Source organism: Celeribacter sp. ULVN23_4, assembly GCF_054788345.1.
Window position 1 is genome coordinate 91,580 of sequence record NZ_JBTVYO010000009.1, and the last position, 21,063, is coordinate 112,642.

Sequence of the window (21,063 nt, forward strand, 5' to 3'; positions counted from 1 at the left end):
CGCAACCGGACAAGTCGTGTCGTCAACGATATCGGCGACGAACTGCTGTTGAAATACCCAACACTACGCAGATCGCGATTTTTTCTGATCAAATCAAAAGGTGGAGCGCAACATTCATACCACAGCACATAAATTTCTGTGTATTTGACCAGAGATGCAGGACCAGTATCCTGCGATTCTGCTCGCACGCGCAAAGGATGCCCCTGCCCCGAATGCCCCGCCTGTTTGCCTCTCTGATCCCCGAGATGACCTATGCGCGCAAGCTGTTCCTGCTGGCGACCCTGCCGCTCATCCTCTCGGTCGCAGCCATCGCGCTTGTGGTGGCGCATCAATCCCGAACCATGGCGGAACGCGAAATCGCCGAGCTTGAGGATCAGATTCTGAACGCCAAACGGCAGGAGCTGCAAAACTACCTGCAACTGGCGCGCAACTCGATCACCACGGAATACAGCCCCGCCCCCCCGGATGACGCTGAGGCGAAAAAGAAAGTTACGCAAATCCTGTCGGCCATGACCTATGGCGAAGACGGCTATTTCTTTGTCTACACATATAACGGCGAGAACCTCGTCGCACCGCGCGACACGCGCCTCATCACGCGCGATTGGACGGGCCTGACGGACAGCGCCGGAACCCCGATTGTCGATGAATTGATCCAGCTGGCGCGACAAGGCGGCGGCTATCACAGCTATCTGTGGCCCAAGCCCTCGACGGGCGAGGAAGCCCAAATGATGACCTATGTGATCGGCCTTCAGGACTGGCAATGGGCCATCGGCACCGGCGTGTTCATCGACGATGTGCTGCAATCCGTCGCCGCCGCGCGCGCCGAGGTGGAAACCCGTGTCCAGCGGACCTTCGGTTACATTGGCGCAATCACCATGGCCGCGCTGCTGCTCGTGTTCATGTCCGGCGTGACGATCACCATTCGCGAGCGGCGATTGGCGGATAATAAGCTCAAGAAACTCACCCAGCGAATTTTCGACACACAAGAAGAGGAGCGCGGCCGGGTGGCGCGCGAGCTGCATGACGGGATCAGCCAGATTTTGGTCGGCGTGCGTTATGCGCTCGAACTTGCACGGCGACAATTGAATGCGGCCGATCCGAAAGCGCCCGCGAGCCTCGACCGAGGCGTCGAGATGCTGGGCAGCGCGATCACCGAAGTGCGACGCATTTCCCGCGACCTGCGCCCCGGCATCCTCGACGATCTCGGCCTTGGCCCGGCGCTGAAATCGCTCACCGAAGAATTCGAGACCCGCACCGGCATCAAGACCGAGCTGGAAACCGTGGTGTTCCGCAACCGGCTGGATGAGGAAGCGCGGATCGCACTGTTCCGCATCGCGCAAGAGGCCCTGACCAATATCGAGCGCCACGCCAACGCCTCGCAAGTGACCATGAAACTCGCGGGCCACCGCACGGGCGCCACGCTGTTGATCTGCGACAACGGCCGCGGGTTTGATCCGGCGGATGTGGGCAAACAGGGGCGCGGTCTCGGGCTGCGGAACATGGCGGAACGGATGGAACAGCTCGATGGCTCCCTGACCATCACGCGCCTCACCCCCGGCACCTCCATTGACGCAACCGTGCCGCTCAAGCATATTCTGCCTCCCGCGACCTCCGGTCGTCCACCCGCCCCGATTGGAAGTGCCCGTTAGGCCGTTTGGAAGAACCTGATGACAACATCCCCGACCCGCGTTCTGATCGTAGACGACCACCCGATGGTGGCAGAGGGCATCCGCGCGCTTTTGGACAGTTTCGAGGACATCGAAGTTGTCGGTACGCTCTGCAACGGGCGCGAGGCGGTGGATCAGGTCAACACACTGACCCCGGATGTGGTGCTTCTTGATTTGAACATGCCGCAGATGGGCGGGCTGACGGCGACGGAATTGCTGCTGGAACGCCGCCCGGACACGCGCATTCTGATCCTGTCGATGCATGACAGCCCGGAATATATCGGCGCCGCGCTCAGCCACGGGGCGAAAGGCTATGTGCTCAAGGACGTGCCGACCGAGGCCGTCAAAGATGCAATCGACACTGTGATGCGGGGCGAACAATACCTTTGCGACGGTGCGCAAGCCGCTATAAAACCAGCAAAAATCCGAGACGGGCGCGAACCTCTGACGGATCGGGAAACCACAATCCTCTTGGAACTCGCGCAGGGCAAATCCAATAAGGAAGTCGCTTGCGCCCTCGATATATCCGTGCGCACGGTCGAAACCCACCGCAAGAACATCAAGCGCAAGCTGGGGATTTCCTCAACAGCGGGTCTCACGCGCTACGCGATGGAGCACGGTGTCTTGCAGGGCACGGGACGGTTTTAGGGTCAGGATCTCAGAGCGGGTAGCAGCCATTGAAAGTACTGCGGAACGCGCCCTCCTGATCGGGGGTAACCTCAACATACTCCCACTGCCTCTCCGTCAGATCACCAGTCATGATCCAGACATTTCCGAAATAGCTCGGACTGTTCGGAGAGGACGCAATTTCCTTACGCTCTATGGTCGCGGCAATGGCCTCCTGCGGCGTGTCATGGCCGATGCCCAATTCATCGCCGGTCAACTTAACCTTTACCGCACGCGGTGTCAGAATACGCGTCTCGACACCATTGCCAAAACCATTAGCGGCGCAGCGACGGGAGGTATCGACCATCACCAGACGATGCGTTTCGCTGTTCTCATAGACTTCAAGAACCTCCTGACTGTGCGCGTAAAAAATGTGGACAGTATCACCCACGGCAATATCCGGCTCGTACATTCCCGAGAACCGATGAATGGCGACCCATTTTTCCGCCTCAGGCTTTTTCGGCGCGGACGGGGTACGCGTGGCAGTCAATCTTAAGCCGGAAGAATATGTCGGAGCGGGCGGCGGATCGCTTCGCACCAGCCCGATGCCGACGACCACAGCGACAGTCGCCATACTGAGCCCCAGAACCTTTCGCCCTGCCCCCTGCCCCAAACGCTGCTTGACCGGGGTGGGCAAACGGGTTTCGACCTTTGCCGCAGTGGTACCGAACGCCCCGCTCGCGCGCGCCTTGAGCCCGCGCAGCTTATCCGCGAGGTGGGGCGCAGAGATGCTTGGCCGTTTGGGAAACGGACGCTTAGGACGCGAAGCCTTTGGGCGTGCCGCCTTCTGCCCTGCCGCCTTTTGCGTCTTCTTGCGGGCGCGAGATTTGGCCGTCGCCTGTTCCGGCTCTGGCCTCGCTGGGCCGCTGGCCTCAGGCTTTTCCGCAGTCTGCGAGGACGTTGTGCTTTGAGGCTCAGGCCTGCTGCGCATCTGGATCGCGGCGCGCAAGGCCTCATCCGCCGCATCGATGCGCGCGCGATCAAACCCATCATGCGACAAGTTCATCCGCGCCTGCCGCCGCTGCAAAGTCGGTTCGGCGGAGGTCGAAATGCCTCTGAGCGCCGCAATGATCGCCTCGGCATTGATCACCGGGGCGCGCGTTTCCTCATCCGCCTCGTCGGAGGTGTCTTCCTCCGAAGATGCATTGTCTCCCGAGGCGTGATCCCGGATCAGATTTTCGAGATGCGCGTGCAGGGCCACGACGGCGCGCTCGACCTGATCCTCTGAAATACCCGCAACGCCCATCCGTTTGCGCGCGCGGGACAGGATCGTTTCGACCGCCGCCTGTATCCCCGGCCATGCACCGCGTTCCAGCGCGGGACGCAGATAAGCGTCGATCAGATCGGAATATCTATCGAAATCCATCGTTTAGAAGGCCTTGCATCTCATTGTGATCATGCAAGCTTTGGCCAAAGCCCGAGAGAACCTCAAGCCTACAGGCACAAAGAAACCGCCCGAAACCTCCGCGCGGGTGAAATCTGTGCAGAAGATGCGAATTGGCTCAGCCCGAAAGCCAATCTTCGAGATGCAGTTTGCCGATGTCGAAGCCCGTGACGATGGCGATCCCGCCCCCAAAGGCCAGATAGATCGCCGCCACCAGCCAGACGACGAGACCGAACAAAGGACACGCGCGACCTCGTTCACCATCGGCGGCGTCTCTTGGTCTTCAGGGTCAGCCCCCTAAGACCTGTTGACACATAGTCTCTCACAGATCACACAAAAGCTATTCGCCGAAAAATTGAGAAAACCATGCCCGATTCAGACCCTGACCTCCGCGCGGTTAATTTATACAAAATCACTTCACCACAAAGGCTTACCCGCATCGTCGATGTTGGGGCAAATCCGCTCGATGATACGCCCTATGCGCGACTGTTACGCAATGGGCTTTGTGAAGTCTGGGGGTTTGAGCCGCAGCCGGAGGCCTACAAAAAGCTAATGGCCGAGAAGGGCTCTCATGAGCACTATTTTCCCTACGCGGTCGGCTCCGGACAACCTGGCACCCTGCACGTTTGCCGCAGCAGCGGTTTCACCTCGCTAAAAAAGCCCAACATGGAACTGATCAATCTCATGGGGCACTGGGAAAGTCAGATGACTGTCTTGGAAGAGATAGACATGGAAACCCGCCAGTTGGACAGCCTTGAAGATCTGCCAGAGTTTGACCTCCTGAAAATCGACGTTCAGGGGTCTGAGATTGATGTCTTCAAAGGCGGCCGGCGAAAACTCAGCCACGTCTCAGCTGTCATCACCGAAGTGGCGACGATCCCGCTCTATGAGGACCAACCGCTCTTGGACGCGCAGATGCAAGAAATGCGCGAGAACGACTTTCATCTACATAAGTTTTTGTTCCTGAAGTCATTCATGGTGGGTGCAAACGACCTGCCACGTCTCAAGACACGAAGGAACAGAAATCAGGCGGTGGATGGCGATGTGGTATTTCTTAAGAACCTTTTCAAAATTCGCGAATATCCGAGCGAGCAGCTCAAACATCTTGCCCTCTTGGCAGATTCTGCTTTCGAAAGCTTTGATATTGCTGTTCTCGCACTGCAAATTCTGGCTGACCGCAACGACATCGATGCGGCTGGCGTCGACGCATATATCGACATGTTGCCAGCCAATCTCACAAAGGGCTAAGCCTCGAACTGAGACGTCCCCAGATCATTGTCCCGGCATATAAACAAGACCACACCTGTTTTCAGCCTGTTTTCGCAATACAAACCAAAACCTTAAAATAAAGCCACGCGAAGATCGCTCTTCGCGCGGCTCTTTTTGTTCGGGCAAAACATGAGGGACACGCCCTCACGGATCACTCTTCGAGCATCGCCATCACACGGTTGCGCTGTTCGGTGTAGAACGTGTCCGAACGGCCCATCCAGCCGGAGGTGGCTTTCATCGACTCTTCGACGGAAGAGCGAATTTCAACGAAGAGATCGTCATCCATATACTGGTCCAGAACCTCTTTGGAGGCGCGACCGAAAGCTTCCCAGATATCATCGGAGAATTGCTTGATCTGAGTGCCGCCGGAGATCAGACGTTGCAGCGCCGGGCCGTTGTTGGCGAGGAACAGGGAGTAGTCGAACTGGTTGCACTCGGCAGCGGCGTTGTCGATGATCCGTTGTTGCGCGGGCGTCAGCGATTGGAAGACGTCGAGGTTGGTGTTGACGGAGAGCGCGGAGCCCGGCTCGTGGAAACCGGCCGGGTAGAAGTAGTCACAGACCTCTTGCAAACCGAGACGTTCGTCGGACCACGGCCCCACCCACTCGGTGCCATCAAGCGCACCCGAGGAGAGCGATTGGTAGATGTCGCCGGCCGGCATCACCTGTACGGAGGCGCCCAGCTTGCCAACAACCTCGCCGCCGAGGCCCGGCATACGCAGTTTCAAGCCCTGGAAATCCGCCACAGACGTGATTTCTTTGCGGTACCAGCCGCCACCTTGTGCACCGGTCTGACCGCCGATGTTGGTGTGCAGGCCGAAAATCTCGCCCAGATCGCGGTGCAGTTTCTGACCGCCCATACCGTAGTACCACACCATCATTTCCGGAGCGGTCATGCCGAACGGAGAGGTGGTGAAGAAGGCCATCGCCGGGTGCTGACCGGTGAAGTAATATTCCGCGGAGTGATAGATGTCGGCCTGACCGGAGGTCACAGCGTCGAACACTTCCAGACCACCTACAAGCTCGCCAGAGGCGCGGGCCTCGATGGTGAGCTGACCGTCGGACATGGTGTTCACGCTATCGACAAAGCGCTCAACGGCATCCCACACGCCTGCCAGACCACGCGGCCAGGAACAGACCATGGTCAGGGTGCGATTGCCCTGTGCGTACATCGGCGCGGCGAGCGACGATGCAGCGGCGGCAGATCCGCCCAGCGCGGAAGTTTTCAGAAAAGAGCGACGATCCATACGTGTATCCTCCAAAAGGCGCGCGAGGGGAGACCCCGCGCCAAATCGCACGCACCATAGAGAGGCATTCCGGAAGATTGAAGAGGGGATTGCACGACATCTTGCGCCAAAATTGCGCGGAAACGCAGAAGGGACGCAACTTTTATGCGCAATAGACACCGCTTTCCCCATATTTCTGTCCCATCCGTTCACGGAGTGGCGTCCTCCTCGGCAATATCGCTGCCCCCCCCATCAACGTCTGATGATGACATCTAAATTGCGCTCTCAATGCCACATTTCTGTCCTGTTTTGCCGATAGAGACAGAAATCACTTCGTATTTCTCGGGATAGGTTCCATCTTTAGGCATTAAGCCGAAAAGAGCTGGTAAGAGGCAGGACATAGGAATGGGGTATAATACCTATAACATCAGCGAGGTCACCGGCGCGACGGGCAGCGGCAGTAGCAACGTCGACATTTGGACCTTTGACGTAAATCTCGACGAAGGCGATGTCACAACCGTGTCCGGCGATTTTGATGTCGTCCCGATTGGCAGCACCAGTTCGAGCGAGGCGAGCAGCGGCTACAGCTTTACCGTAACGAGTGGCAGCCAGTATGGCGAACTGGTCTACGACAGTACGACGGGTGAATTTACCTTCATCATCGATCGTTCTGCGGTCTATGAGTCCGGCTCCGATCAAACGGTCGTGATCTCTGTCACCGGCACGGACAGCAGCGGCTCGGACACAGATACAGTTAATATCAACCTGATGATCTGCGTCGCGCGCGGCACTTTGGTTGAAACCGAATCCGGTCCTGTCCCTGTCGAAAAGCTCGCTATCGGCGACATGGTGAAAACGGTCGATGCCCCGGCCCGCCCTGTCCGCTGGATCGGATGCAGCCATATTTCCAACAGCAGATTGAAGGGTGATCCGTCCTTGCGCCCCATCCGGATTTCCGCAGGCACCTTTGGCGACAACCGCCCCTCCCGCGATCTTATGGTCTCGCCGCAGCACCGCATTCTCGTGAAGGATTGGCGCGCCGAGCTTCTGTTTGGCGCGGAGGAAGTGCTGGTACCCGCGAAAGGACTGGTCAACGATCAGACCATCCGCGTGGACCACGACGCGGAAGATATTGATTATTTCCACGTGCTGTTCGACCAGCACGAGATCATGGTGACCGAAGGGTTGGAAACGGAAAGCTTTCATCCGGGCGATTACAGCCTGCGCGAGATCGACAGCGAGGTGCGGGACGAGTTGTTCAAACTCTTCCCCGCTCTTTTCGAGAGCACCAGCGCGATTGACACCGCCCGCATGGCGCTTCGCCCGTGGGAAAGCATACTTCTCCATAAGGCCCTGCCTCACCCCAAAGACAGGACGGACGACAGAGAGGTCGCATGACGGAACGCCACGATTCACAGGGGCGCACGCTTCCCGAGATCGAAAGCCCCAGCCCGGATCGAGTGCGCGCCTATGGCGACATGATCTTTCTGGCTTTCCGCAGCCCACGGCATGCCGGCATGTCCGTCGCACAACTGCGCAGCTATCTTGAGCCGCCCCTACACCTCGGTCAGTTCCGCCTGTTCCGTTTCGACGGGGTTGCGCGCGGCATGTATACTTGGGCTTGGCTCACCACCGAAGCCGAGCGCCGCCTGATCACGGGCGAACAACTCAAACCCGAAGATTGGAACAGCGGCGAGCGCCTCTGGATCATCGACATCATGGCCCCCTACAAGGGCATGACCGCCAGCATGGTGCGTTGGATCATGGGAAAAGGCCATTTCACCGACGATGATTTCTATTTCCGCCGGGTCGGAGACGACAACCGCACCCGCCGGATCGTCCATATCGACTTTCACCGGGAAAGATTGTCGAAGGTCTATTCCGAGGCTGCGTTTCTGGAGGCTTGAGCAAGCCAACCAGATGGTTCTGCAGTCGCGATCAGCCGACCTTTCTGGATGGGGTTAGGTGCGACGGCTTACCGTTGTTGCGCGCACTAAGAAGCAAGAAAAGCTCTCTGATTGCTTAGGATACGGTCAATCGTATCATGAAACCCCATCATCAGATGATATGCGTTATGATTATGGTAGGTGATGACGTCCCTATGTTTTCCATTCAGCGCCCCATAAGCAACGATTGTGGGAGTATCAGCCCCATACAACATCTGAGTTTCCGCATTCATGTGCGTATGCTTCATCGCATTAAATAGATCGTTCGATATTTTTAAAAAATCTGTCTGATCACTTTCGCAAGACTGTGCCAGCCCTCTCACAATGTTCGCAACTTGGCTTTTCTTATACTTCCCAAACAAAGCCCCTACGTTATCACAGCGAAAGCGCTTTTCCCTGTTCACGCGCTCCGCATCACAAAGCAGTTCGGTCAATCTGCAAAGCGTGTCCAAGCAATGGCGCATCTGAAAAACCAAGGCCTCGCTTTCAAATTTATACGCACCAAAAGAGGTCGGTTTAGCGCATAAAGTTACACCGCCAGCGGCGTCGTCGAAAATATTTTCTACAGGACTAAAATTCATCCGCAGAAGCTGTTGGAATTTCGCGTCAATAAATCGAATATTATCAATGAGCCGCAAAACAACGAGTCCCGAATTCGCGAGGCGTTCAAGATCTGGATAGCTTGGAAAGTCTCTTAGTCCGATCATTTTGGGCCGGTAAGTTTCTGCTTTGCGGCCGGCGTCATAATTGACTTCCTCTTCACGTGGCCTCCAAAACTCGTCTTTATGGATTTCCCATGCTGATCCATTGAAAACGGGAATGTAACCTTCGGACCATTGAGGAGGTGGTGCGACCAATGTTGAAGCCCCAGGGATAATGGGGCCCCCACTTCTTGGATCAATATTAGCTTTACTTTTACCGAGATAAAATTTTTCTGTTCTGTCGAAGTGATATAGCCAAATAGTGGCGTCATGATCGCTCATTGCCAGTTCTCCAACATATAGAGACGTGTCTCCAGTAAAACACCGAGACTGTCTCGTTCCAGACTTTTCCAAGACAGTTTGCCAAAACTGGAAGACAGAAAACAATAAACTCCCACAAAATAAGGGGCGCGGCTTTTACCGCACCCCCTGTCATTTTTATGCCTGATAAAAAGGTCTGCTGAAAAGCCTTAGCCGATCAGAGCGCCGTCTTCGCGCCACACGGCGACGATGGAAGAGCGCGGTTTGCCCGCACCGTCCGGCCAGGAGCCGCCCGGGTGCTGGATGCCGACAAAGGCCGTTTTCTTGTCTTCGGACCAGCACAGGCCCGTGACTTCCGCACCGTTCGGCGCGGTGAGGAAGCGGCCGATTTCGCCGGTTTCCGTATTGCCGATAAGCATCTGGTTGTTGCCCTGACCGGCGAACTCGCCTTCGTTGCTGTCGTCGCCATCGGTTTGGATCCAGAGGAACCCGTCCGAGGAGAAGGCCATGCCGTCCGGAGAGTTGAACATGTTGCCTTCGTTGACGTTCTCGGACCCGGCATAGGCGTTGTCGTAAACGGTCGGGTTACCGGCCATGACGTAGAGATCCCATGCGAAATCACTGGCGCCGTGATCTTCACCTGCCGGTTTCCAGCGCACGATTTGACCGAAGTTGTTGGTCTCACGCGGGTTCGGGCCAGACGCCGGGGTCGCGTCGCCACCAGCGTTCGGTTTGACGCCGCGGTTCTTGTTGTTGGTCAGCGCGCAATAGGCTTCGCACTTGAGCGGGTTGGCGGCGATCCATTCCGGGCGGTCCATGGTGGTAGCCCCGACTTTGGACCCAGCCATACGGGAGAAGACGAGAATGTCTTCCATCGACATGCCGGTGGTTTCCGGGGTCAGAGCCAGCCATTCGCCGGTCAGATCGTCGTTGAACTTGGCGACATAGAGCGTGCCGTCGGCCAGAAGGCCTTCGGTGGAGCCGCCTTCGGTGTAGGTGCCGTTAGAGACGAATTTATACATGAATTCGCCGCGCTCATCGTCGCCCATGTAGACAACCACACGACCGTCAGCGGCCTGCACCATCTCAGCGTTCTCGTGTTTGAAACGGCCCAGCGCGGTGTGCTTGACCGGGGTCGAGCTCGGGTCTTTCGGATTGATCTCGGTGACCCAGCCGTGGCGATGCGGCTCGTTCGGCTCTTTCGTCAGGTCATAGCGCTCATCGAATTTCTCGTAGGCGTAACGGCCTTCGCCGCCGATGCCGTAGCGCGTGAGACCTTCGGTCACTTCATATTCGCCAGTGGCGCCGAAGTAGCCGTTGAAGTTCTCTTCACAGGTCAGGTAGGTGCCCCAGAGCGTCTTGCCGGAGCCACAGTTGTTCATGGTGCCTTTCGGGGACATGCCTTCCGGGTCGGCATTGGTTTTCACCAGAGCGGAGCCAGCCGCCGGACCGTCCATGGTCATCTGCGTCTCATGCGTGATGCGGCGGTTGTAGGGGCTGTCGAGAACAACCTCATAACCATTGCCCTTGTCTGCCACTTCCATGACGGTCACGCCTTGGAAGTTTTTCAGCATTTTCACTTCGTCCGCGGTTTGCGGCATGCCCGCAGAGGCTTCCGGAAGGTTGATTTTCGGGTTCACGTATTCGGAGTTCACGGTGATGATCTCGTGATCGCCATCGGTGAACATTTCCATACCGTCGGTATTCTCACCGAAGACGCGGTCGGATTTGGACACGTCTACGCCACCCACCGGGGAGTAAGCGGAAACCGCGTCGGAGAACAGAGCGTCGCCCCAGCGCACGAGGACTTTCCACTGGTAGCCTTCCGGCACATGGATGTCGAAATCGGTGCCGATCGGGATCGGCTTGAATTTGAAGGCCGCCCCTTCCGCACGCGCGGCCGTGGTGGAGGACATGAGGCCTGCGCCCATCGCGAGAGCGCCGGAGCCGAAGGCCAGAGCGCCACCCAAGAAACCGCGGCGGGAAATCGCACGTTCGACAACCGCGTCGAAACCGTTGTTGTCCGGGCGCGGGTCGCGCATCTCGTCAAAATCGTCCCACGACAGGTCGACGATGTCCTGATCTTTCATATCTCGCTCCATTGAGTGCGTTGCTAGAGAATCGACAAGCCACCGTTCCAGCGGAGGTGGCTTTCGTCGCATCAGGTGCCAAGCGCGGGCAACAACCGGGTGACAAAATTGTAACGCAAAGATGAAACAGACCCGAATTCATGTCTTCGTGGCGGGTGACTTAGCGTACACTATGCGTGACCAAACGAGCCGCTGATCTGACTTCGAAAGTCCCATGAGGTCGGGCACATCGCCCCGAGACCGAGCATCCCCCCTCTGAAGCGTTTCGACTTTAACTTGATCTATCACATAAAGTCGAAACGCCCGCTCCGCTTAGACGTTGCACCACGTTTCTGCTCAAACCCTGATTCAGGTTTAAGTAGAAACGCTTTAGCGGAGCCACAATCCGCAGATTTCCCCCTTTCTTTTGAAACACTCACGGGTCAAAATGCCGGCGCCGGGGAAGATACTCCCCTGAAACAAAAGGATTTCGACCGATGCTGCGTCCCCTCGCCCTCTCCGCCCTGATGACAATCACCACCCTGCCCGCGCTGGCGGAAACCTCGATCGTGACCTTCGATGATCTGGACACGTTCGAAGAGCTGCTCTCGGGATTCGGCTCCGTCGAAGCGGATGTGGACGGCGAAGGCGACCCGATGTTCCGTGGCCGGATCAGCGGCGTGCCCTACACGCTCTATTTCTACGGCTGCGAGGATCACGAGGACTGCAACAACGGCACTTTCGTGGCCTTTTTCGACGGCGACGATTATTCCACCGACGCCGAGACGATCAACGACTACAACAACGGCTACCGCTTCGGCAAAGCTTCGGTGGATGGCGACGGCGATCTGGAGATCAACTACTCCTTCGCCTTCAAGGGCGGCATCACCCGCGAGGCTTTGGACGACACGTTTGATTGGTGGCGCGTGATCGTGGAACAGGCGGAAGAGCATTTTGAGTGAGGGGATAACTGCCGCGTGCATACCGACCAGTCAGATAGAGACATGTGTCATGCGCGCGGCATTCCCAAAATAGGTCAGCCCTTTTAACATTATTTCACGCACATGCCGTGCCGCGACATTTTATTCAAGTCATGGGGTGTTTTGCGGTTGACGCCTGTTCACGCGAGTCCTAATGTCCGGCCCACGCAATGAAGCACCCGAAAGGGTAAAAGCCCCAAAAGGAAACGCCATGTCTGGCATTCTTGTACTTGTAGGGAACACGCGCATGGGCCGGTGACGGTTGACCATAATGGAACCCATGCGCCCCCGATTGAAAACCGGGGGCTTTTTTATTGCAGAAAACAAAGTGACGATGTGCAGACGGAGAACAAAATGACACGTCAGATGACCGGAGCGAAAATGGTAGTCCAAGCCCTCAAGGATCAGGGTGTGGACACGGTATTCGGGTATCCGGGGGGCGCTGTCCTTCCGATCTACGACGAGATTTTCCAACAGAACGACATCAAGCACGTTCTGGTGCGCCATGAGCAAGCCGCGCTTCATGCCGCCGAGGGCTATGCCCGCTCGACCGGCAAGGTCGGTGTTGCTCTGGTGACCTCGGGTCCGGGCGCGACCAATGCTGTGACCGGCCTGACCGACGCGCTGCTGGACAGCATTCCGATCGTCGTCATGTCCGGGCAGGTTCCGACCTTCATGATCGGCACCGACGGGTTCCAGGAAGCCGACACGGTTGGCATCACCCGTCCCTGCACCAAACACAACTGGCTGGTGAAAGACACTGACACGCTGGCGGAAACGCTGCATCAGGCATTCCACGTCGCCACTTCGGGCCGCCCGGGTCCGGTTCTGGTCGATCTGCCGAAAGACGTGCAGTTCGCCGATGGCGAGTACACCCCGCCCGCAAAAGCCAAGATGAGCCACTATAAGCCGCGCGTGAAAGCCTCCATCGAGGAGATCAACGACATCGTTGCGCTCATCGAGAAAGCGGAACGCCCGGTGTTCTACACCGGCGGCGGCGTGATCAACTCCGGCCCGGCGGCGTCCATGCTGCTGCGCGAATTGGTTGATGCGACGGGTTTCCCGATCACCTCCACCCTGATGGGGCTGGGCGCCTACCCGGCGTCTGGCAAAGGCTGGCTCGGCATGCTGGGCATGCATGGTCTCTATGAGGCCAACATGGCGATGCATGGCTGTGACCTGATGATCAACATCGGCGCGCGGTTCGACGACCGGATCACCGGCCGTATTCAGGACTTCTCGCCGAACTCCAAGAAAATCCACATCGACATCGACCCCTCCTCGATCAACAAGATCATTCACGTTGACCTGCCGGTGATCGGCGATGTTGGCCACGTCCTCGAAGACGTTCTGAAGGTCTGGAAATCGCGCGGCCGCAAGACCGCCAACACCACCGCTTGGTGGAAACAGATCGAGGAATGGAAAGCCGTCAGCTGCCTGACCTACAAGAACTCCGAGACGGTGATCAAACCGCAATACGCGCTGCAACGCTTTGAAGCGCTGACCAAAGGCATGGATCGCTATGTGACCACCGAGGTTGGCCAACACCAGATGTGGGCTGCGCAATTCCTCGGCTTTGAAGATCCGAACCGCTGGATGACCTCCGGTGGCCTCGGCACCATGGGCTATGGTTTCCCTGCCTCCATCGGCGTTCAGATGGCGCACCCGGAGAGCCTCGTCGTCAATATCGCGGGCGAAGCCTCCTGGCTGATGAACATGCAGGAAATGGGCACGGCGATGCAGTACCGCCTGCCTGTGAAACAGTTCATCCTGAACAACGAACGCCTCGGCATGGTCCGTCAGTGGCAACAATTGCTGCATGGTGAGCGTTACAGCTCGTCCTGGTCCGAAGCCCTGCCCGATTTCGTGAAACTCGCGGAAGCGTTCGGCGCCAAAGGCATTCAGTGTTCCGACCCGAAAGACCTCGATGACGCGATCATGGACATGATCAAGTACGACGGCCCGGTGATCTTCGACTGTCTCGTTGAGAAACACGAAAACTGCTTCCCGATGATCCCGTCGGGCAAGCCGCACAATGAGATGCTGCTCGGCGAAGCCTCTGTCGAGGGCGCGATCAAATCCGACGGGGCGGTTCTGGTCTGATGAAACCTTTTGCGAACTGGCTGCGCAATGCTTTGGCCGCCCTCGTGGCAACATGGGGGCTGGCCGGATAATGCGCGCACTTACACATACGATCACCACGCCTGAGCGCGCGGTTTAAGGGAGAGGAAACACATGTCTGCCCTACGCATCCAACAAGGCTCCTCGAGCCATTCCGCCTATGACCTTCGCGACTACCACGCCGAAGTCATCGAAAAGCACACCCTCGCCGTCTTGGTCGACAACGAGGCCGGGGTTCTGGCCCGTGTCATCGGTCTCTTCGCAGGCCGCGGCTATAACATCGAAAGCCTGACCGTGGCCGAGGTCGATCACGAAGGCCACAAGTCCCGCATCACCGTGGTCACCACCGGCACGCGCGACGTGATCGAACAGATCAAGGCACAGGTGGGCCGCATCGTGCCCGTCCACGAGGTGCATGACCTGACCGTTGATGGTCCCTCGATCGAGCGCGAACTGGCGCTGTTCAAGGTCGAAGGCACGGGCAACAACCGGATCGAGGCGCTGCGCCTTGCGGAAATTTTCCGCGCCAATGTCGTCGACAGCACGCTGGAAAGCTTTGTGTTCGAGATGACCGGCACGTCGGAGAAAATCGACGCCTTTGCCGAGCTGATGCGCCCTCTGGGCCTGCAGGAAACCGCCCGGACCGGCGTTGCCGCATTGGCCCGCGGTGGCAAAATCTGACGCCTGCGTCCAGCATGCATACCGACTGACAAAGGGCCCTCCGGGGCCCTTTTGCGTTGCACGATCCTGCCGCAACACACCAGTTAACTGAGCGGCGCATGTTTGTCGAAATAGCCACGAATGAGCGGCGGATAATGCGGTCGGGCGTGCAGGCCAATCTCCTTGCGGGCCGCCAACATCGCAAGCATCCCCGGCTTCAACCGCCTAAGCAGCAACGGCGAGGAAGTCATCACATCCTGTGTCGAGATCGAACTTCCGAAATAGTAATCCTCCTGACCAAGATAGCCGGGTCGGAAACCACCAAGCACCATCAGAGGTGTGTGTGTCATCGTCAGCACGAAGGAAAATCCCATCAACTGCCGGAATACCACCGCCCGGAACTTGCGCGCGGCGGCGGCATGCGGCAGTCCGAGCCGATCACTCGACGCGCGCGGCATATAGCCCTTGATCCGCATGACACCGTGCACGTCGCGGTAAAAGCCCGTCAGGGTGCAACTGATCTTTGTCGGCTCGAAATAGGACGCCCGGTAATGCAAGTATGCGCCTTCCGGGAAGTCTGCGGGCGCGATGCTCAGAGCTCCGAGATCAGAGAGCGTGCGCGCCATATCTTCGATCGCGCCATTTTGCCGCTTCCGCATCTCCTCATCGTCCAGTGGTTCGAGCAAGATGCGTGCATCGACGTCGAAATGTTTGCAGATACGATACAACACATCCGGGCGCGGGAACGCTTCGCCATTGAGATAGCGATTGTATTGCGTCCGATTGATCCCAAGATCGATGCAGAGCGCCGAAATTGACGGGGCCTTTGCCGACAACGCCCGTAGGTTCGCCCCGAACACATGGCGCAACTGCGCGGGAGACATATCTCCGGTCCGCACGGCACCCTCCTTAACCAACAACGTCCTGCAACTCCCCCCTCGCTCAGAGCGGTTTCACAGAATGAAATACTATAACGTAAGGCCAGTATGCGGGATCAAAAGCGGTATTGATACTGTTTCGCGCCAAATTTTCTTAAAACTTTTACATTTCGACGCCAAACAGCGTCAACATCGCCCTTAAATGATACAGAAAGCCGGATATTCCGAATTTCGCTCATATGATAGTTCTTAATGCTCACTCTAAATCGCATTTGAATGAGACATTAAAAATGGACGGAATAGTTCTCTGGGCAGACCCTAAAACGCATAAGGCCGTGATCTGGTGCAGTGATCATGCCGATCTCGCCTACGCCAGCGCCAACAGCCTCAAGGGCGGCGCTTTTCAAATGCCCGAAGCCGGCACCATGGTTCAATGCGAGACACGTTTGGAAGACGGCGTCCGCGTCTGCTTGAGCCTGCGCGCGGTCCAGCGTGACGTGGCCCCGGATTTGGCTCAGGCCTTGAGGGACATCACGTCAAAACCGGCGGCCTGATCCGACCCCCAAACAGCATTCGCACATGACATGAAAAAAGGGGCCCCGAAGGGCCCCTGAGGTTCGCTGATCGGGCTCCTGTTTGATACCGCCCGGTAGATTTTATGCCTGCGGCCCGATCCGCGTCTGACGTGAGCGCACCCACGCCGGAAAGGTGTCCTTGGACCCCTCGCGAGGCTTCCCGGGTCGAATGGAAAGCCCCCACCCCGTTTCGCTCGTGAGGCGAGCGAAACGTATTCTTTGAATGCCTCAGAGCGGAAGGCGAAAATCGGCCTCCACTTTTCGCGCTCTTGTGGCGGCTTCACTCGTGAGGCGAGCGAAACCTATTCTCTTCAATGCAACACCCGACCCGCAGAGCTGTTGACGGAAAACACGGCCTTACAGCCCGCCTCCCCCGCATCCCGGTAGTCCTGCACCGAATAGGTCACCGTCAGCGACGGGACGCCCAGCACGGACACCTTATCGGCACGGTCATAGGCGTCGGCCAGCGCACCGATCACGTTGCGGTCGAACTCGGCCTCAAGCGTATTGCCCCGCATGGTGACGCGATCTGCTGCGCAAAGTTGGCCTGCGATGTCGAAAACTAGGTTCATTCTTTTCCCTTACGAGCAGCCGGAGGTGGCGCCACAGGTGTTGCATTTCATGCAGGTGCCGTTGCGCACCAGCGTGTAGTTGCCGCATTCGCCGCAAGCCTCGCCCTCGTAGCCCTGCATCTTGGCCTTGGTGCGCGCGTCCATCGAAATCGACCCGGAGCTGAGCGCCGTGTCAGAGGTCGACGGTTTCGCGGAAGCCTTGGTTTCCGGCACCAGCGTCTGAAGCGCGGCCTGCGGGTCCATCGAGCCCGTCAGCGCGGTCGCACCGGAGTTGACGCCGCCCTGAAGCACCATAAGCTCTTGCGGCACGCGCTTGCGCAAGTACCCAGTCGAGGAGATATGTTTCAGCACTTCCAAGGACTTGGAAGCCGCGTTCTCCGTCACATCTTTGACGTTGGAAACGCCCTCTTCCTCACCCCGGCCAAGATCATCAAAAGATGCGCCCTGCGGTTTGACATGGGCGAGATCGGTGCGGTCGAGATAGGAAACGGCCAGCTCGCGGAAGATGTAGTCGAGGATCGAGGTCGCGTTCTTGATGCTGTCATTGCCCTGCACCATGCCCGCCGGTTCGAACTTGGTGAAGGTGAAGGCATCGACGAATTCCTCCAGCGGCACGCCGTATTGAAGACCCACGGACACGGCGATGGCGAAGTTGTTCATCATCGCCCGGAAGCCCGCGCCTTCCTTGTGCATATCGATGAAGATCTCACCCAGAGAGCCGTCTTCGTATTCGCCGGTGCGCAGATAGACCTTATGCCCGCCGACGATGGATTTTTGGGTGTAGCCCTTGCGACGGGTCGGGAGTTTTTCACGCCCGCGCGCCACTTCCTTGATCACAAGTTTCTCGACGATCTTCTCGGCCAGAACCGCGGCTTTTTCCTGCGCGGAACCGGTGGCGAGGATTTCCTCGGCCTCCTCGTCGTCCTCGATGAGGGCGGTGGCGAGCGGTTGGCTCAGTTTGGAGCCGTCGCGATAGAGCGCGTTCGCCTTGGTGCCCAAGGACCAGGACAGCTCATAAGCGTTGAGGCAATCCTCGATGGTCGCGTCGTTCGGCATGTTGATCGTCTTGGAGATCGCGCCGGAGATGAAGGACTGCGCCGCTGCCATCATGGTGATGTGGCTGTCAACAGACAGGTAACGCTTGCCCTTCTTGCCGCAGGCATTGGCACAATCGAAAACGTGGTAATGTTCTTCCTTGAGGAAGGGCGCACCTTCGAGCGTCATCGTGCCGCAAACGTGGTCATTGGCCGCGTCGATGTCTTTCTTGGTGAAGCCCAAGGAGCGCAGCAGGTCGAAAGTCGGATCGTTCAGCTTCTCTTTCGGAATGCCGAGCGTACCGGTGCAGAACTCTTCACCGAGCGTCCACTGGTTGAACACAAAGCGGATGTCGAAAGCGGAGGGCAGCGCCGCTTCGATCTTGTCGATCTGAGCTTGCCCGAACCCATGGCCGATCAGCGCGGTGTGGTTGATCCCCGGCGCATTGCCAATGGTGCCATGACCGACCGCGTAGGAGACGATCTCCTCGATCTGGCTCGACGTGTAGCCGAGTTTTTCGAGTGCCGCCGGAACCGAACGGTTGATGATCTTGAAGTAACCGCCACCGGCGAGTTTCTTGAACTTCACCAGCGCGAAGTCCGGCTCGATCCCGGTGGTGTCGCAATCCATCACCAGACCGATGGTGCCGGTCGGCGCAATCACGGAAACCTGCGCGTTGCGATAGCCGTTCTTCTCGCCAAGGGACAAAGCCTCGTCCCAAGCGGTTTTCGCCAGCGCCACAAGCTTGGCGTCCGGGCAGTTGCCGTGATCGAGCGGCACCGGTTTCACCGCCAGCCCTTCATAGCCGTTGGTCTTGCCGTAAGCCGCAGTACGGTGATTGCGAATGACGCGGAGCATATGTTCGCGGTTCTTCTCGAATTTGCCGAATGCGCCAAGCTCGCCAGCGATCTCAGCCGAGGTCGCATAGGACACACCGGTCATGATCGCGGTCAGAGCACCAGCCAGCGCACGGCCATCATCGGAATCGTAGCCCAGCCCCATGTTCATCAGCAGCCCGCCAATGTTGGCATAGCCCAGACCCAAGGTGCGGAAGTCATAGGACAATTGCGCGATTTCCTTGGACGGGAACTGCGCCATCATCACGGAGATTTCCAGCGTCAGCGTCCAGATGCGGGTCGCATGCATGTAGCTTTCCGCATCAAACTCGCCATCTTTGAGGAAAGTCAGCAGGTTCATCGAGGCAAGGTTACAGGCCGTATCATCGAGGAACATGTACTCAGAACACGGGTTCGAGCCGCGGATCTGACCGTCTTCCGGGCAGGTGTGCCAGGCGTTGATCGTGTCGTGGAACTGGATGCCCGGATCGGCACAGGCCCATGCCGCGTGGCCGACCTGCTCCCAAAGCTCGCGGGCATTCACAACTTTCGAAACTTTGCCATCGGTGCGGCGCAGGAGCTCCCATTCCGCATCGTCTTTCACGGCCTTGAGGAACGCGTCGGTGACGCGCACGGAGTTGTTGGAGTTCTGACCGGAGACCGACGCGTATGCCTCTGAATCCCAGTCGGTGTCATAGGTTGGGAATTCGATGCTCGAATACCCCTGTTTCGCGTAGTCCAGAACCCGTTTGACATAGGTCTCCGGGATCGCCACCTGTTTCGCGCCCTTGATGGCCGCTTTCAGGGCAGTGTTTTTCTTCGGATCAAAGGCGTCGGCCTCGGTGCCGTCCCAAGTTCCGATGGCATCGAAAATCTCATTGAGCTGGCGTTCATGCATCTTGGAGCCCGCGACGATGGACGCCACTTTCTGCTCTTCGATGACTTTCCAGTTGATGAACTCTTCGATGTCCGGGTGATCCATATCGCAGATCACCATCTTCGCTGCTCGACGGGTCGTGCCGCCCGATTTGATCGCACCAGCGGCACGATCACCAATTTTCAGAAAGCCCATGAGGCCGGAGGACTTACCGCCACCCGACAGGGACTCATTGGCCGCGCGCAGGGACGAAAAGTTCGTCCCGGTGCCGGAGCCGTATTTGAACAGGCGCGCTTCACGCACCCAGAGGTCCATGATCCCGCCTTCCTGAACCAGATCGTCGGCGACGGACTGGATGAAACAGGCATGCGGCTGCGGGTGTTCATAGGCAGAGGCGGAGCGGGTCAACTCACCCGTGGCGTAATCCACGTAGTAGTGCCCCTGCCCCGGACCATCGATGCCGTAAGCCCAATGCAGACCAGTGTTGAACCATTGCGGAGAGTTCGGCGCGCCCATCTGAGCGGCCAGCATGAAGCGCATTTCGTCGTAATAGGCTTGGGCGTCGTCCTCGGAAGAGAAATAGCCGCCCTTCCAGCCCCAATAGGCCCAAGCGCCTGCGAGACGATCGAACACTTGCTTAGCGGAAGACTCGCCGCCGAAACGCTCGTCTTCGGGAAGTTGCGCGAGCTTTGCCTCATCGGGAACGGAGCGCCACAAGAAAGACGGCACACCCTTTTCGCGAACTTTCTTCACCGCTGCGGGGACGCCCGCCTTGCGGAAGTATTTCTGCGCGATGACATCGGACGCCACCTGAGACCACTTGCTCGGCACCTCGCAATCGTCGAGGTGGAACACGATCGTCCCGTCCGGGTTTCGGATTTCCGAACTGGTCTTGGTGAAGTCCAGCTCCGAGTAAGCGTCCTTGCCTGCCGTCGTAAATTTCCGTTCGATTTTCATGTCTGCCCCGACCAAATCTCTTTGTGGTCTTCAACGCGGATCTTTGCCCGACCGACCACAGTTCCCGTTTACGTCCTGCTCAGTTCACCATTCCGATGACGGGCACACACCCGTATCCCGGTCTGTTCGACCCACAGCCCCGAGATGAGCATCCCCGCGCTGTCGCCGTCCGGCGCACGCCCTACATCTGGTGGTCTGAGGGGGTGAAGAACGTCTCGGCGCAGAAGGCAAAGCGATCGCAGCCCGGTCCCAACGCATGGAGCCGGTCGGCAGGAGATTCGCCTTCGTGCATCGGTCTGGTCGCCGCAGTCATATCCGTGTTTCATTTCGTCCGTTTGAGCGGAAACAAGGCATATTCGCCTCAAAGCCGCACGGCGCTCTATC

16 protein-coding genes are annotated in these 21,063 nt (G+C 58.0%); 9 read left to right on the plus strand and 7 right to left on the minus strand.

The window, feature by feature from the left end:
* The first annotated feature begins 212 nt into the window (after positions 1 to 212).
* Together ACYBHZ_RS17010 and ACYBHZ_RS17015 are read left to right on the plus strand one after the other, a co-directional pair.
* Positions 213 to 1,649, plus strand: coding sequence for a cache domain-containing protein (locus ACYBHZ_RS17010; RefSeq protein ID WP_460275495.1), 1,437 nt, complete (start codon positions 213 to 215; stop codon positions 1,647 to 1,649).
* Between the two features lie 18 nt (positions 1,650 to 1,667).
* Positions 1,668 to 2,315, plus strand: coding sequence for a response regulator transcription factor (locus ACYBHZ_RS17015; RefSeq protein WP_460275496.1), 648 nt, complete (start codon positions 1,668 to 1,670; stop codon positions 2,313 to 2,315).
* Positions 2,316 to 2,325: 10 nt separating this feature from the next.
* Here the strand turns inward: ACYBHZ_RS17015 and ACYBHZ_RS17020 are convergent, their stop codons facing one another.
* Entirely contained in the window at positions 2,326 to 3,699 is a 1,374-nt protein-coding gene (locus ACYBHZ_RS17020; protein ID WP_460275497.1) for a hypothetical protein, read from the minus strand.
* Between the two features lie 384 nt (positions 3,700 to 4,083).
* On the opposite strand from ACYBHZ_RS17020, the gene ACYBHZ_RS17025 reads away from it, so the two are divergent.
* Positions 4,084 to 4,965: an FkbM family methyltransferase gene (locus ACYBHZ_RS17025; RefSeq protein WP_460275498.1), complete on the plus strand. Its 882-nt coding sequence runs from the start codon at positions 4,084 to 4,086 to the stop codon at positions 4,963 to 4,965.
* Between the two features lie 172 nt (positions 4,966 to 5,137).
* Here ACYBHZ_RS17025 and ACYBHZ_RS17030 read toward each other — a convergent pair whose 3' ends face one another.
* A complete protein-coding gene (locus ACYBHZ_RS17030) occupies positions 5,138 to 6,232 on the minus strand; it encodes a TRAP transporter substrate-binding protein (RefSeq protein ID WP_460275499.1) in 1,095 nt (364 codons plus the stop codon).
* A 384-nt stretch (positions 6,233 to 6,616) separates the two neighbouring features.
* On the opposite strand from ACYBHZ_RS17030, the gene ACYBHZ_RS17035 reads away from it, so the two are divergent.
* Together ACYBHZ_RS17035 and ACYBHZ_RS17040 are read left to right on the plus strand one after the other, a co-directional pair.
* On the plus strand, positions 6,617 to 7,609 hold the full coding sequence (locus ACYBHZ_RS17035; protein ID WP_460275500.1) for a Hint domain-containing protein: 993 nt from the start codon (positions 6,617 to 6,619) through the stop codon (positions 7,607 to 7,609).
* Positions 7,606 to 8,118 (plus strand): toxin-activating lysine-acyltransferase, encoded by a 513-nt coding sequence (locus ACYBHZ_RS17040; RefSeq protein ID WP_460275501.1) that lies wholly within the window; start codon positions 7,606 to 7,608, stop codon positions 8,116 to 8,118. Before ACYBHZ_RS17035 ends, ACYBHZ_RS17040 begins: the two co-directional genes overlap by 4 nt.
* Before the next feature lie 86 nt (positions 8,119 to 8,204).
* Here the strand turns inward: ACYBHZ_RS17040 and ACYBHZ_RS17045 are convergent, their stop codons facing one another.
* Both ACYBHZ_RS17045 and ACYBHZ_RS17050 read right to left on the minus strand, forming a co-directional pair.
* Positions 8,205 to 9,140 carry a hypothetical protein gene (locus ACYBHZ_RS17045; protein WP_460275502.1) on the minus strand — a complete coding sequence of 312 codons (936 nt, stop codon included), beginning with the start codon at positions 9,138 to 9,140 and terminating at the stop codon, positions 8,205 to 8,207.
* A 188-nt stretch (positions 9,141 to 9,328) separates the two neighbouring features.
* The gene (locus tag ACYBHZ_RS17050) at positions 9,329 to 11,209 is read right to left on the minus strand and encodes a PhoX family protein (RefSeq protein WP_460275503.1); all 1,881 of its coding nucleotides are present in this window, start codon (positions 11,207 to 11,209) and stop codon (positions 9,329 to 9,331) included.
* A 476-nt stretch (positions 11,210 to 11,685) separates the two neighbouring features.
* Between ACYBHZ_RS17050 and ACYBHZ_RS17055 the strand changes: the two genes are divergently transcribed.
* From ACYBHZ_RS17055 to ilvN, 3 genes are all read left to right on the plus strand, one after another.
* Positions 11,686 to 12,150: a YbjN domain-containing protein gene (locus tag ACYBHZ_RS17055; RefSeq protein WP_460275504.1), complete on the plus strand. Its 465-nt coding sequence runs from the start codon at positions 11,686 to 11,688 to the stop codon at positions 12,148 to 12,150.
* A gap of 372 nt (positions 12,151 to 12,522) precedes the next feature.
* A complete protein-coding gene (locus ACYBHZ_RS17060) occupies positions 12,523 to 14,271 on the plus strand; it encodes an acetolactate synthase 3 large subunit (protein ID WP_460275505.1) in 1,749 nt (582 codons plus the stop codon).
* 132 nt (positions 14,272 to 14,403) lie between these two features.
* A complete protein-coding gene (gene ilvN / locus ACYBHZ_RS17065) occupies positions 14,404 to 14,970 on the plus strand; it encodes an acetolactate synthase small subunit (protein ID WP_460275506.1) in 567 nt (188 codons plus the stop codon).
* 83 nt (positions 14,971 to 15,053) lie between these two features.
* Here the strand turns inward: ilvN and ACYBHZ_RS17070 are convergent, their stop codons facing one another.
* Positions 15,054 to 15,848: a helix-turn-helix domain-containing protein gene (locus ACYBHZ_RS17070; protein WP_460275507.1), complete on the minus strand. Its 795-nt coding sequence runs from the start codon at positions 15,846 to 15,848 to the stop codon at positions 15,054 to 15,056.
* A 269-nt stretch (positions 15,849 to 16,117) separates the two neighbouring features.
* Here ACYBHZ_RS17070 and ACYBHZ_RS17075 point away from each other — a divergent pair, with 269 nt between their 5' ends.
* Positions 16,118 to 16,381, plus strand: a complete 264-nt coding sequence (locus ACYBHZ_RS17075) for a hypothetical protein (protein ID WP_460275508.1) — start codon at positions 16,118 to 16,120, stop codon at positions 16,379 to 16,381.
* A 332-nt stretch (positions 16,382 to 16,713) separates the two neighbouring features.
* Here ACYBHZ_RS17075 and ACYBHZ_RS17080 read toward each other — a convergent pair whose 3' ends face one another.
* Both ACYBHZ_RS17080 and ACYBHZ_RS17085 read right to left on the minus strand, forming a co-directional pair.
* Positions 16,714 to 16,974, minus strand: coding sequence for a hypothetical protein (locus ACYBHZ_RS17080; protein ID WP_460275509.1), 261 nt, complete (start codon positions 16,972 to 16,974; stop codon positions 16,714 to 16,716).
* 9 nt (positions 16,975 to 16,983) lie between these two features.
* Positions 16,984 to 20,679: a vitamin B12-dependent ribonucleotide reductase gene (locus ACYBHZ_RS17085; RefSeq protein ID WP_460275510.1), complete on the minus strand. Its 3,696-nt coding sequence runs from the start codon at positions 20,677 to 20,679 to the stop codon at positions 16,984 to 16,986.
* Positions 20,680 to 21,063: the final 384 nt, after the last annotated feature.

What these genes read in the sequence shown, in the direction of transcription:
- ACYBHZ_RS17010 (WP_460275495.1), top strand. Translation starts at nt 213, where the DNA reads ATGCCCCGCCTGTTTGCCTCTCTGATCCCCGAGATGACCTATGCGCGC.
- ACYBHZ_RS17015 (WP_460275496.1), top strand. Translation starts at nt 1,668, where the DNA reads ATGACAACATCCCCGACCCGCGTTCTGATCGTAGACGACCACCCGATG.
- ACYBHZ_RS17020 (WP_460275497.1), bottom strand. Translation starts at nt 3,699, where the DNA reads ATGGATTTCGATAGATATTCCGATCTGATCGACGCTTATCTGCGTCCC.
- ACYBHZ_RS17025 (WP_460275498.1), top strand. Translation starts at nt 4,084, where the DNA reads ATGCCCGATTCAGACCCTGACCTCCGCGCGGTTAATTTATACAAAATC.
- ACYBHZ_RS17030 (WP_460275499.1), bottom strand. Translation starts at nt 6,232, where the DNA reads ATGGATCGTCGCTCTTTTCTGAAAACTTCCGCGCTGGGCGGATCTGCC.
- ACYBHZ_RS17035 (WP_460275500.1), top strand. Translation starts at nt 6,617, where the DNA reads ATGGGGTATAATACCTATAACATCAGCGAGGTCACCGGCGCGACGGGC.
- ACYBHZ_RS17040 (WP_460275501.1), top strand. Translation starts at nt 7,606, where the DNA reads ATGACGGAACGCCACGATTCACAGGGGCGCACGCTTCCCGAGATCGAA.
- ACYBHZ_RS17045 (WP_460275502.1), bottom strand. Translation starts at nt 9,140, where the DNA reads ATGAGCGATCATGACGCCACTATTTGGCTATATCACTTCGACAGAACA.
- ACYBHZ_RS17050 (WP_460275503.1), bottom strand. Translation starts at nt 11,209, where the DNA reads ATGAAAGATCAGGACATCGTCGACCTGTCGTGGGACGATTTTGACGAG.
- ACYBHZ_RS17055 (WP_460275504.1), top strand. Translation starts at nt 11,686, where the DNA reads ATGCTGCGTCCCCTCGCCCTCTCCGCCCTGATGACAATCACCACCCTG.
- ACYBHZ_RS17060 (WP_460275505.1), top strand. Translation starts at nt 12,523, where the DNA reads ATGACACGTCAGATGACCGGAGCGAAAATGGTAGTCCAAGCCCTCAAG.
- ilvN (WP_460275506.1), top strand. Translation starts at nt 14,404, where the DNA reads ATGTCTGCCCTACGCATCCAACAAGGCTCCTCGAGCCATTCCGCCTAT.
- ACYBHZ_RS17075 (WP_460275508.1), top strand. Translation starts at nt 16,118, where the DNA reads ATGGACGGAATAGTTCTCTGGGCAGACCCTAAAACGCATAAGGCCGTG.
- ACYBHZ_RS17080 (WP_460275509.1), bottom strand. Translation starts at nt 16,974, where the DNA reads ATGAACCTAGTTTTCGACATCGCAGGCCAACTTTGCGCAGCAGATCGC.
- ACYBHZ_RS17085 (WP_460275510.1), bottom strand. Translation starts at nt 20,679, where the DNA reads ATGAAAATCGAACGGAAATTTACGACGGCAGGCAAGGACGCTTACTCG.